This is a genomic window from Gordonia sp. (in: high G+C Gram-positive bacteria) (assembly GCF_052106715.1).
In the GTDB taxonomy this organism is placed as follows: Bacteria; Actinomycetota; Actinomycetes; order Mycobacteriales; family Mycobacteriaceae; genus Gordonia.
The window spans coordinates 1-12,267 of the sequence record NZ_JBQEDL010000011.1; the positions used below are offsets into that span (position 1 = coordinate 1).

The window sequence follows — 12,267 nt, forward strand, 5'->3', positions numbered from 1 at the left end:
TCCGCAGCGGCCGGGACAGCAAGCACCTCTCGAAGTCGGTCGACCACTACCGCCATACCCGCGCATCGCTCGACGATCTGGTGACGCCGTCCGACGCCGGTGACCCGGTCCACCCGCAGTACCTGACCAGGCTCGTCTCCGACTCCGCAGACGGCGACGCGGTGTTCATCCCCGACGTCGGATCACCGGTCGTGTGGGCGGCACGATACCTGGAGATGAATGGTCGGCGACGACTCATCGGCTCGTTCAGCCATGGGTCGATGGCGAACGCGCTGCCGCAGGCGATCGGTGTGGCGTCGGCGTGCCCGGGCCGCCAGGTGATTGCGCTCGCGGGCGACGGCGGTCTGGCGATGCTGCTCGGTGAACTGTTGACCCTGGTGCAGGCCGACCTGCCGGTCAAGGTCGTCGTCTACAACAACTCGTCGCTGAACTTCGTCGAGCTGGAGATGAAGGCGGCGGGCTTCGTCAACTTCGGGACCGAGCTGGAGAACCCCGATTTCGCGCGGGTCGCGGACGCGATCGGGGTGCGCGGTTTCCGTGCAGCCGACTCACAGACTCTGTCCGAGACCGTCCAGGAGTTCCTCGCCCACGATGGCCCCGCGCTCCTCGACGTGCGGACCACCCGGCAGGAGTTGTCGATCCCACCGACGATCTCGGCGGCTCAGGCGAAGGGCTTCGCGCTGTACGCACTACGGACGGTGATGTCCGGGCGCGGTGACGAACTACTCGACCTCGCCGAGACGAATCTACTCAAGCGCCTGTTCTGAGTCGGGCCTCAGATCCGCTCTAGCAGCGCCTTCTTCTGCACCTTGCCCATCGCATTGCGCGGCAGTTCGTCGACGACGCGCACCTCACGGGGACGTTTGTGAACAGACAGTTCCGCGGCGACCGCGTCGATCAGATCCTCCGCTCTGCCGAGCTCGCCGACGACGAACGCGACGATTCGTTGCCCCAGGTCGGGATCAGGCGCGCCGACGACCGCCGCCTCACGGACCCCGGGCTGCGACAGCAAGACGTGCTCGATCTCCCCTGCCCCGATCCGATAGCCGCCGGACTTGATCATGTCGACCGACTCACGCCCGACGATCCGATGAAAGCCGTCGGCGTCCACGGCGGCGACATCACCGGTGCGGAACCAGCCGTCCTCGGTCGTCACCTTCGCGGTGGCGTCCGGGTTGCCGAGGTATCCGTCAAACACCGTCGGCCCGCTCACTTCCAGCTCACCAAGGGTCTCGCCGTCGTGCGGCGCTAACTGCCCGTCTTCGCCTCGGATCCGGGTCTGCACGCCGTCGATCGGAAGCCCGACCCAGCCGGGGCGTCGTTCGCCGTTGGCTCTGATCGACAAGGTGATGACGGTCTCGCTCATCCCGTAGCGTTCCACCGGCGACCTCCCGGTGAGCGCGGTGAGCTTCTCGAACACCGGGACCGGAAGCGGTGCACTGCCCGACACCAGCAAGCGGGCCGACGACAGCGCTCGCGCCGCGGCCTCGTCGTCACAGACGCGGCTCCACACCGTCGGTACACCGAAGTACAGAGTCCCGCCCGCCGCTGCGTACGCGGCCGGAGTGGGCCGCACGGTGTGGATGAGCGACGACCCCACACGCAGCGCACCGAGCACGCCGAGCACCAGTCCGTGTACGTGGAATAACGGGAGACCGTGAACGAGGACGTCGTCGGACGTCCATTCCCAGGCGTCGGCGAGCCCGTCGATGGAGGCGGCGAGCGCACGCCTGGAGAGTCGGACGCCCTTCGGCTTTCCGGTAGTGCCCGACGTGTAGACGATCAGTCCGATCGCCGACTCGTCCGGTTCCTCGAATCGCTTGTCGCTGCGCGCGGCCACGTCGACTTCGTGTCGTTGCGGGCTGGGGTCGGCGACCGTGCCGGGGGCGCACAACCACATCTGCGCGCCGCTGTCACCGACGATGTGCGCCCGCTCCGAGTCACCTGCGTCGGAAGGCACCGGCACTGCGGGTACGCCCGCCATCAGTGCCCCGACCACAGCGACGACGGTCTCGATGCTCGCAGAGCCGTCGACGGCCACAACACTCATACCTTCGACCGCATCGGCGACCACCGCTGCCGCGCTGAGCAGTTCGCCACGAGTCAGTTCATCAGCGCTCGACGTCGGGTCTCCGACCCGCACCGCCTTCCGATCGAGGTCGCCGGTCAGTGATGCCAGCAGTGGTCCGTACACGGTTCCTCCTCTACTGGTGCGCGAGCACCTCGTTCAGCCCAGATGTGCCTGCACGTCTGCACTCGATTTGTCCAAGCGTTCCAACCGGCCTTCGGTCATGGACGCGATCTGGTCGACAACGACCCGGACCTTCTCGTCGTCTGTCTGTGCCTGCCTCCACCGAGCCGCGAAGAACGGGTCGAGCCCGCCAGGAGACGTCACGAGCAGCATCTCGGCCACCCGGTGGATGCGTTCACGTTGGCGGTCCTGTCGGGCGCGGTGGCGCGAATCGGAAAAGATGAACCGCAACGCAACGGTCTTGAGGACGGCGACCTCGGCGGCCACCTCGTCGGGGACGGTCAGGTCGGCGTCGTATCGGCACACCGGACGGTCGTCGACGGCAGCCCGGGTCGACGCGATCGCGGTGGTCGCGAACCGGCCGATCAACTCCGAGGTGAGCCGCTTCAACCGGACGGACGAGTCGAGCGATCCATCGAAGCCGCCGAGCTGGGCAAAGATGTCCATCTCCGAGAGTCGTTGCGCGGCAACGATGAGCGGTGTCGGATCGTCACCGCCGAAGTACTTCATTCCGAGCTGCGCCAGCTCTGCCTGGTCGTCTCGGGCCCCGAGCTGCCGCAAGTCGATACGTCCACCGATCACACCGTCCTCGAGATCGTGAACGGAGTAGGCCACATCGTCGGACCAGTCCATCACTTGCGCCTCAAGGCAGCGTCGACCGTCCGGGGCACCGTCACGAACCCACGCGAGCGCCCCCTCGTCCTCGACGTACGCGCCGTACTTGCTGCCCGGAGTCTCTCGCGACCATGGATACTTCAGTGTCGAGTCCAACGAGGCACGCGTCAGGTTCAGACCCGCGCTCTCGCCGTCTGGCAGCAAGATCTTCGGCTCCAATGCCGTCAAGATCCGCAAGTTCTGCGCGTTTCCCTCGAACCCACCGTGATCGCGCGCAACCTCTTCGAGTGCGCGCTCGCCGTTGTGCCCATATGGCGGGTGACCGATGTCGTGCGCGAGACCGGCCAATTCGACGAGGTCGGGATCGCAGCCCAGACCGGCCGCGATTCCGCGGCCGATCTGGCCTACTTCCAACGAATGCGTCAGACGCGTACGCGGATTGTCGCCCTCACGGGGTCCGACGACCTGCGTCTTGTCCGCGAGTCGCCGCAACGCTGCCGAATGCAGCACGCGAGCGCGGTCGCGGGAGAAGGCGCTTCGATGTTCGGTGACGGAGCCGGTGTCTGCGAGCTTGCGCCCTTCGACCACCATCCGCTCCACATCATGAGCGCGATACGCAGCCGAATTAATCGTTCGACCACCCGCGCGCAGCGGCCAGGTCGAGGATTCGCGAACGGATCGATGTGATCTGACGCGCTGTCAGGTCCGGCGACGAGTCGAGCAGCAGTTCGGTGATCTCGTTCGACAGCGGACCGCCCGTGTGCCGGGGGCGACGTGGCCCACGGTCCTCGCGGCCACCACGGTCACGACGGTCACCGCGATCCCGATCGCCGAATCGGCCCCGGCTCTCTTCGCGACGGTGAGCGCGCTCGCCCGCGGCATCGCCTACCGGCGCCTCCTCGGTCACCTTGACGTTCATGGCCTTCGAGCCACGGTCGGTGCTCTCGACGTCGAACTCCACGACCGCGCCGGGGCGCAGCAGGTTCTCATCGATGCTGATGTCGTTGATATGCAGGAACACATCGTCCCCGCCGTCCTCCGGTGCCAGGAATCCGAACCCGCGATTCGAGTCGAAATGCACAACCTTGCCGCTGACAGCCACCACTTGCTCACTCTCTGTTGGACGCCTGGGTCGCGGACCCCTTGCCCGCGCGGCGCACACTGCCTCCCATTGTGCCTCATCGCGCCGTACACGTGTAGCCGAAACGCCTGGTCTAGACGTGAATCACGTCGTTCCTTCTCGCCGCCGAGTCGGCCGCTCCCGAACCGACGTGAGTGGACGTAAGCGCATGCAAGTGCTGCGACAGAGCCGCGGTGCATCGTCGTCGGCATGACTTCGACAATCTCGGCCAACACAGCCGCCACCAGCCAGGGCCCGGCCGCCGATCTCGCGATCGACGCACAGGGGCTCGTCAAATACTTCGGATCCACCAAAGCCGTCGCGGGAGTCGACCTCGCCGTCCGCGCCGGGTCGGTGTACGGCGTCCTCGGACCCAACGGGGCAGGCAAGACCACGACGGTCAGCATGCTCGCCACACTTCTCCGGCCCGACGCAGGCAACGCCAAGGTGTTCGGCTTCGACGTCGTGCGCGACGCGGTGGCCGTGCGCTCGCTGGTCGGCGTCACCGGACAGTACGCATCGGTCGACGAAGATCTCAGCGCACGACAGAACCTCATGCTGTTCGGGCGCCTCCTGGGTAAGTCGCGTGCGCAATGTCGTTCCCGCGCAGAGGAACTCCTCGCCGACTTCGCTCTCGAAGAAGCTGCCGATCGGCCGTTGAAGGAGTTCTCCGGCGGTATGCGGCGACGTCTCGACCTGGCGGCCAGCCTCGTCGACACCCCGCCGCTGCTGTTCCTCGACGAGCCGACCACTGGTCTGGACCCGCGCACGCGTGCACAGATGTGGGAGACGATCCGCAAGCTCGTCGCCGACGGGTGCACCGTCCTGCTCACGACTCAGTACCTCGACGAAGCCGATCAGCTCGCCGATCGGATCGCCGTCATCGACCACGGCCGCGTCATCGCCGACGGCACCGCCGACCAACTCAAGCAGTCAGTCGGCACCAGCACCCTCACCCTCACCCCGGTCGACCGCGACGACGCGCCCGCCGTCGCCGAGCTCGCCGAGTCCGTACTCGGCGAGACCACGGCACTCAGCGCCGAAGCCGGCCGTATCACCGCCCCACTGCACCGTCAGGACCTCGTTCCCGACCTCCTCATCGCCCTGCGCGACCGCGGGATCGTCGTCGACGAGATCACCGTCTCCAAGCCGAGCCTGGACGAAGTGTTCCTGACCATCACCGCAAAGGCCTGACCCATGACCACTACCTCTATCGCCATCGACACCGTCCGCGAGCCGCGACGCACAGTGAGCCTCGCCGACACCGTGACCCAGTCCTTCTCGTTCGCCTATCGGGGCCTCATCAAGATCGCTCGCAACCCCGAACAACTCTTCGACGTCGTGTTGCAGCCGATCATCTTCACGTTGATGTTCACGTTCATCTTCGGCGGCGCGATCAGCGGCGACATCTCCAGCTATCTGCCGGTGATCGTCCCCGGCATCCTGGTCCAGACGGTCATCACGACGTCGATCGTCACCGGAACACAGCTCCGCGAGGATATGAACAAGGGAGTGTTCGACCGCTTCCGCTCGTTGCCGATTGCCCGGATCAGTCCGCTCGCCGGCGCTCTCCTGGCCGACGTCATCCGCTACCTGATCGCCACCGCCATCACATTCACGGTCGGCGTCGCGATGGGCTGGCGACCCGAGCCGCTCGGTGTCCTCGGATCGGTGCTCCTCGTGCTGGTCTGCAGTTTCGCCGTGTCGTGGATCTTCGCGCTCATGGGCTGCCTGGTGAAAAAGGCTTCGGCGGTGCAGGGCGTCTCGATGCTCATCATGTTCCCGCTCACGTTCATGTCGAACGCCTTCGTCCCTGTCGACACCATGCCCGGCTGGCTTCAGGCCTTCGTCAATGTGAACCCGATCAGCCACCTGATCACCGCGATCCGCGAGATGTGCAATGACGGCCACGTCGGAACCCACGTCGTATGGAGTTTGGTCGGCGCCGCCGTACTGATCATCGTCTTCGCACCACTGGCCGTCCGCGCCTATATCCGCAACGCCAAGTAGCCGATCGCTTCATCCAGAGCTCGTCTGCGCGCCAACTTGCGCGCAGACGAGCTGATCTTCTCCCACTCGCCGGGTCCGCAACCCGACAGGCGCGGGGCGTCGACGAGCAGTCCGTGCAGTGCCGGATAGTCGTGGCGCGCCCCGAGTCGGATCGCCAACGCCATGCACCGCGCACCGGTCTCATCGCCGGGCGACGCTATGCAGGCCAGCGCGCCGAATGTGAAGACGACCCCGGCCGTCTGCGGCACATCGATCCATCCGGTGTCTGCAGCGGCCAGGACTCGGGCGAGTCCCGAGACGTACTCCCGTGCCCTGTCGTACGCACCCACTTGGATCAGTCCGGCGACCGCAACCGTGACGATGCCGATAACACCCGGGTCCATGCGTTCGGTCGCCTGCTCACCGACCAGCAAGTCGGCGCCCCGACACAGCAGCGAGGCGACATCCTCGTTCGAGGAGGTTCCGGTGATCCGCTGGTACTCGGCCATCACCGTCATGGTCCCGGCGACCGACTCTGCGCTCCCCTGCGGTGTCCGATCCCCCGGCTTCCAACCGCCGGTCAGATCGTCGAGCTGTTCACGGGCGGCTTCGACGTCGCCGAGCGCGAGCAGGGTCGCGACGATGTAGACACCGACCTGGTGTGCGTCGTCCTCGGCTCCGAGTTCCGCGAAGCGCACAACGGTCCGCTGGTACAGCTCCAGCGCGCCGGCCCACTTCCCTTGCTGCCCGAGCAGACTCGCCGTCGTCATATCGGTCATCGCGGCGGTGAAGGAGTCCGAGGAGCCTGCCGCCGCCGACACTTCGAGGCTGTCACGTAGGGCCCCGTCGAGGTCGCCGATGTTCTCACGCACGTTGAATCGCATGCTCAACGCCGCCCACCGCACCAGGTCTGGCCGCCCGGGTTCCAATGCGCGCAATATGATCCGGTAAGCGGGCAGGATCCGACGCGCCAAAATGACTGCGGCGACGAACTCGATCGGGTCGGCGTATCTCTGCGCCGGTCGATGTAGTCGGCGCAACATGCACATCGCCCGCGCGAGAGGCCGCCGGGAACTGTTCGGCATCACGTGCACAGCAGAGACGACGGCCGTCAACTTCCATGCTTGGTGGAGCGCGCCGACGTCCCCCGCTGGGATCGGCAGCATGTCGATCACGCGCTCGGCCCACGACGCCACTTCGGCATGGAGGCCGCGGCTCGACCAGAGAGCGGCGATCACCGGGAAGACCGTAACCGCAGTCGCGATGTCGGCGTCGTCGACTGCGCGGCGCAGCACCCACACGAGGTTCTCGACTTCGGTTGTCGTCTCGGCCACCAATACGCGGTCTGGCTCCTTGCGATATCGATGCCGCAGCCCGTCGCACACCAGGCGAGCCCATGTCGCCATCGCCGCACCCACACTCGCCGCTTCTTCCGCGTCGACGAGACGTTCCTCGCCGAACTCTCGCACCATCTCCAGCATTCGATACCGCGTGTGTCCGCCGACTTCGTCGACTTGCAGCAACGACTGGTCGACCAGAGCGGTCAGCGCATCGGCTAACGCGACACCCGACATCCCGGTCGCATACTCAGCTGCGGTCGCGGAGAAACCGTTCGGGAACAGACACGTACGACGCAACGCCGCACGCGCCTCATCGTCGAGCAGGTCCCAACTCCAGTCGATCACAGCCTGGAGCGTCCGGTGACGATCAGGCGCTGTGCGATCGGCCGACCGCAGGAGCGCAAACCGTTGCGCGAGGCCTGCGACGATCTCGTCGACGCCCATCACCCGGATGCGTGCGGCAGCGAGTTCGATTGCCAACGGCAGCCCATCGAGCTGGGCGCACAACATCGCGACAGCGTCCGGGTCGAGGGCAACGCCTGGACGCACGGACTGCGCACGCAGAGTGAACAGTTCGACGCCCGCCGACTCGGCTCCGGCAGTCTGCAGCACCGGGAGTCGGTAGACCTGCTCGGCCGAGATCAACAGCGGCGATCTGCTCGTCACCAGGACCCGGAGGTCCGGGAGGCTCGCGATGAGCTCCCCGACGAGGGTCGCCGCCGCGTCGATCACCTGCTCGCAGTTGTCGAGAATCAACAGTGTGTCGTTGCCGCGCAGCGCATCCCCGAGACGTTGCGAGAGATCTCCGACGAGTTTCGGCAAAGCGCTTGTCCGTACATCGGACTCGCCGACGCCGAGCGTCGCCGCGATCACTCCGACGAGGTCCGCGGCGTCGCGGACCGCGGCGAGCGACACGAAGTGCACCGACGATCCGCGATCGGAGAACAAATCGCCGACAGCCGAGGCGATCGACGTCTTCCCTACTCCGCCAGGCCCCTGCACCGTGACCACCCGATGCTCGACGACGAGACGAGTCAACGCCGTGAGGTCGTCGTCGCGGCCGATCAGCGAGTCCGAGCGCAGGCGCGGTGTTCGTCGTGCGGGACGCGCAGACCAGGCGAGGAGATCCGCATTGAGCTCCGTCGCCTCGGATCCCGGGTCGGCTCCGAGTTCCTCGGCGAGTGCGCGACGCAGACGCGCGAAGACGGCGAGCGCCTCCGAGGTCCGGCCGGTTCCCGCCAAGGCGCGCATCCACGCGACATGGGCCGCTTCGTCGATCGGATCGGCTTCGGCGCGGGCGACGGCGAGCCGCTCGGCCGTCGAATAGTCACCTGCGGTGAGCGCATCGTGCATGCGTCGATCGTCGATCCGGGCGCGGAGACGTTCGGCGTCCATGCGAACCCCGTCGGCCGGATCACCTCGAAAGTACCTCGCCGCCGCCTCCGGATCGCCTTGCGCCAGAGCCTGCTCGGCGAGAGCAATATCGGTGGTCGCATTTTCGAGACGGTATCGGCCGTCCGACCCGTTGATTCCGACGAGCCCGCGTAGCCGGGAGATCTGAGTGTGCAGGGCGGCCTGAGCAGACCTGGGCAGGTCCTCGCCCCACACCTCGTCGATCAGTCGTTCGCTCGATACCGAGCGATTGGCGACAGCCAACGCGGCGAGGAGTCGTTGCGCCCGAATCCCTGACACCTCGCAACCGTCCACGGTGACCGGTCCGAGCACGCCGATCACCGACACAGCACGCGGTTTCGAGGTCTCGGACGACATCAGTCCAAGGGTAGTACGGTCCGGCCGAAGTTCATGAAGTCGCTATGCTCCGTTCCGATCGACCCGCACCCACACGCCACCATCGTCGACGATCCGCGCCCGAACACCGAACACGTCGGCGATGATGCTCTCCGTGATCGTGTCGGCAGGCGCACCTTCGCCGACTACCCGACCTCCGGCCAGGACCACGATGCGATCGCAGAACATCGTGGCGAGATTCAGGTCGTGCAGAGCGATCACTGCCGACGCATCAGTGTCCCGCACGTGGGCGGACACCAGTTCCAGCAAGCTCAACTGGTATTTGATGTCGAGATGATTGGTCGGCTCGTCGAGGATCATCGTCTGCGGTTCCTGCACGAACGCTCGAGCGATCTGCACACGTTGACGTTCGCCGCCCGATAACGAGCCGTACCGCTCACCGAGCATCTGGTAGATCTCGGTCTCGCGTGCCACGGTCTCGATGATCTTCCGGTCACGGGCCGATCCGATCGCCCATGTCCGACGATGCGGTGTCCGCCCCAGTTCGAGAACGTCGGCCACAGTTGGATTCTGGTCGGTCACCGCGGCCTGCTCCACGAACGCGACCCGCTGTGCGATGGTGCGCCGCGGCAGATCGTCCAACCTCGTATCGCCCAACGACACTGCTCCGCGACTCGGTCTGCGCAACCCCGCGAGCAATCGCAGCAGCGACGTCTTGCCCGACCCGTTCGGTCCGATGAGGCCGACAACTTCGCCTGTGCTCACCGCGAGGTCGATGTCGTGAAGGATTGTCTTTCCGCCGACCGCCCAGCCGACACCTTCTGCGCGCAGAATCATCGGCGCCCCTGACGGATCAGGACCAGCACGAACATCGGGACGCCGACGATCGCGGTGATGACACCGATCGGCAGTTCGCGTGGGGCGATCAGAACGCGTCCTGCGACGTCGGCCCACACGAGGAACAACGCGCCGATGATCGCCAAAGTCGGCATCATGACGCGGTGGCGGACGCCGACGATGGCCCGAGCCGCATGCGGCAGCACGAGGCCGACGAAGCCAATCGCTCCGGACACGCTCACCACCACCGCGGTGATCAGCGCGGTGACGCAGAGCAGTGCCAGCCGGGTCCGGGCCACGTTCACGCCGAGGGATGCGGCCGCGTCGTTGCCGAACGCGAACGCGTCCAGTGCACCGGAGGACAGCAGGCACACCACGAGGCCTGCGACGGTCGCGACTGCGCATACGGACACTTCCGTCCACGACGGCGACGACAACGAACCGAGCAACCAGAAGAGCACGCCGCGCGTCTGTTCGGCGTCGGCCGAGGTGTAGACGATAAACGAGGTCAACGCCGAGAACAGCTGGGTGGCGGCGATCCCGGCGAGGACGACCCGATCAGTCGTGCCTCCGGCGAGACGGGCGAGCAACAACACCAGCGCAAATGCGGCGAGCGCACCCACGAATGCGCCACCCGCCATTCCGATCACCCCGGCTCCGACGCCGAGGAGGATCACGGACACCGCGCCAACCGACGCTCCAGAGGAGACTCCGAGCACGAAGGGGTCGGCCAGCGGGTTCCGCAGCAGGGCTTGAAGAACACCACCGCAAACGGCCAGTCCCGCGCCACACGCCGCGGCGAGTACCGACTGCGGCAGCCTCAGCTTCCAGACGATCGACTCCTGAAGCTTCGACAGACCCGAATCGCCGCCGAACAACTCCGCCCGCAGTGACGACCAGACGTCCGACAGGCCGAGCCCCGACGGTCCGATCGTGATCGCGAATCCGATCGACACGAGCAACAGCACCAGTCCGCCGAGCCACAACGTGGCGACGGTCGGGAGTCGAGTCGCAAACGCTCTCACGTACCCAGGCCGAGCTTGTTCAAACCGTCGGCGACGTTCTGGATTCCGTAGACAGTGCGGAGCGAGGGGTTCATCTCTGCCCCCGTCGCGATGATGTATCGCTTGTTCTTGACCGCGTCCATCTCACGCGTGACCGGGTTCGACTCCAGGAAGTCGATCTTCTTCTGTGCGGACTCCCCTGACTGGATATCGCGCGTCAGGTTGCCGATCACCAGCACCTGAGGGTTCCGGTTGGCGACTTCCTCCCAACCGATCTGCGGCCACTCGTCGTGCGTGTCGTCGAAGACGTTCTTGAGACCGAGCGCCTTGGAGACAACGCCTGGTGCACCGCAACATCCTGCGATGTACGGCGACTCCGAGTCCGAGAACCAGTACAGAACCGTTGTGCCCCGGGCGTTGACCGAATCGGCTGCGCTCTTCACTCGGCTCTTGAGATCGGCGACGACGTTCGCGGCTCTGTCCGACGTACCGGTGAGCTCACCGAGTTCGGTGATCTCCTTGTAGACGAGGTCGAGCGTGAAGTCCGTACTCCGCGATCCGTCGCCACCGGTGTCCTCCTTACCTTCGCAGTCCGACGGGGCCAGGTAGGTGGGGACGCCGAACTCGGTGAACCGTGCGCGCGGCGCGGTGCCGCCCTTGTCGAAGGTCGATCCGAACGACGCAGTGACCAGGTCCGGTTCTTCGGCAAGGACTGCTTCGAGCGACGGCCAGTTGTCGTCGATTCGCTTGACCTTCTCGTTCGCTGCGGCCAGTGACGGCAGGACCGGGTCGGTCCACGTGGCTGTACCCGCCATCCGATCGGCGAGCCCGAGGGACAGCAGCACCTCGGTGGTCCCCTGGTTCAGCGAGACGATGTTCTGCGGCGGCGAGTCGACGCTCACCTGCTCGCCGCAGTTCGTGAGCGTGACGGGAAATCCTTCGACAGACGGGGTCGACGACGCGGCGTCGTCCGACACTCCGCATCCGGCGAGTAGCGCTATGGACGAAGCGAGAGCCGCGATGCCGAACAGCGAATTGCGGCCGATCAGCGGGTTACGGGAGAGGTGGGACATCACAATCTTTCGGGCCCGAGCTCAGAACGCGAAGCTCGCGTGTGGATCCCGCGGGGTTGCTCCCGCGCGAGCCAGCAGGTCTTCGGACTCGAGGTCTACCGTTGCCGGACGTCTTCCCAGGTGTCGACCCAGCAGGTTTCGACCCAGTGACATGCGATCCGGAACGTCGCTCTCACCGCTGCGCGTCAGTCCCGGATTCGCACCGGATTCCCTGCCCGAAACATCGGGCGCGCTGGCACGGTGATCATAACTTTCGCGCACAGACGACTGTGCCCGGGACCACCGGTCA

The 12,267-nt window shown here is 66.1% G+C and carries 10 protein-coding genes and 1 riboswitch; of the genes, 3 read left to right on the forward strand and 7 right to left on the reverse strand.

Features of this window, described 5'->3' with window-relative positions; translation table 11 throughout:
• On the forward strand, positions 1–767 hold a 767-nt coding region (locus ACTIMF_RS07465), incomplete at its 5' end, for a thiamine pyrophosphate-dependent enzyme (protein WP_442349647.1).
• An 8-nt stretch (positions 768–775) separates the two neighbouring features.
• Here ACTIMF_RS07465 and ACTIMF_RS07470 read toward each other — a convergent pair.
• The 3 genes from ACTIMF_RS07470 to ACTIMF_RS07480 are packed head-to-tail and all read right to left on the reverse strand — an operon-like array spanning position 776 to position 3,968.
• Complete coding sequence (locus tag ACTIMF_RS07470) at positions 776–2,194, reverse strand: acyl-CoA synthetase (protein ID WP_442349648.1); 1,419 nt, start codon at positions 2,192–2,194, stop codon at positions 776–778.
• A 33-nt stretch (positions 2,195–2,227) separates the two neighbouring features.
• Positions 2,228–3,517 carry a deoxyguanosinetriphosphate triphosphohydrolase gene (locus tag ACTIMF_RS07475; protein WP_442349755.1) on the reverse strand — a complete coding sequence of 430 codons (1,290 nt, stop codon included), beginning with the start codon at positions 3,515–3,517 and terminating at the stop codon, positions 2,228–2,230.
• Positions 3,492–3,968 (reverse strand): cold-shock protein, encoded by a 477-nt coding sequence (locus tag ACTIMF_RS07480; protein WP_442349756.1) that lies wholly within the window; start codon positions 3,966–3,968, stop codon positions 3,492–3,494. The genes ACTIMF_RS07475 and ACTIMF_RS07480 overlap by 26 nt, the downstream gene beginning before the upstream one ends.
• Positions 3,969–4,196: 228 nt before the next feature.
• Here ACTIMF_RS07480 and ACTIMF_RS07485 point away from each other — a divergent pair, with 228 nt between their 5' ends.
• The gene (locus ACTIMF_RS07485; protein ID WP_442349649.1) at positions 4,197–5,180 is read left to right on the forward strand and encodes an ATP-binding cassette domain-containing protein; all 984 of its coding nucleotides are present in this window, start codon (positions 4,197–4,199) and stop codon (positions 5,178–5,180) included.
• 3 nt (positions 5,181–5,183) lie between these two features.
• Positions 5,184–5,996: an ABC transporter permease gene (locus ACTIMF_RS07490; protein ID WP_442349650.1), complete on the forward strand. Its 813-nt coding sequence runs from the start codon at positions 5,184–5,186 to the stop codon at positions 5,994–5,996.
• Here the strand turns inward: ACTIMF_RS07490 and ACTIMF_RS07495 are convergent.
• From ACTIMF_RS07495 to ACTIMF_RS07510, 4 genes are read right to left on the reverse strand one after another with little or no spacing between them, the layout of a single operon-like run.
• Positions 5,975–9,085 carry a BTAD domain-containing putative transcriptional regulator gene (locus ACTIMF_RS07495; protein ID WP_442349651.1) on the reverse strand — a complete coding sequence of 1,037 codons (3,111 nt, stop codon included), beginning with the start codon at positions 9,083–9,085 and terminating at the stop codon, positions 5,975–5,977. The genes ACTIMF_RS07490 and ACTIMF_RS07495 overlap by 22 nt on opposite strands.
• 42 nt (positions 9,086–9,127) lie before the next feature.
• Positions 9,128–9,901, reverse strand: coding sequence for an ABC transporter ATP-binding protein (locus tag ACTIMF_RS07500; protein ID WP_442349652.1), 774 nt, complete (start codon positions 9,899–9,901; stop codon positions 9,128–9,130).
• Positions 9,898–10,926 carry a FecCD family ABC transporter permease gene (locus tag ACTIMF_RS07505; RefSeq protein WP_442349653.1) on the reverse strand — a complete coding sequence of 343 codons (1,029 nt, stop codon included), beginning with the start codon at positions 10,924–10,926 and terminating at the stop codon, positions 9,898–9,900. Before ACTIMF_RS07505 ends, ACTIMF_RS07500 begins: the two co-directional genes overlap by 4 nt.
• A complete protein-coding gene (locus ACTIMF_RS07510; RefSeq protein WP_442349654.1) occupies positions 10,923–11,978 on the reverse strand; it encodes an ABC transporter substrate-binding protein in 1,056 nt (351 codons plus the stop codon). The genes ACTIMF_RS07505 and ACTIMF_RS07510 overlap by 4 nt, the downstream gene beginning before the upstream one ends.
• 56 nt (positions 11,979–12,034) lie before the next feature.
• Positions 12,035–12,230: riboswitch (cobalamin riboswitch) on the reverse strand.
• Between the last annotated feature and the right edge of the window lie 37 nt (positions 12,231–12,267).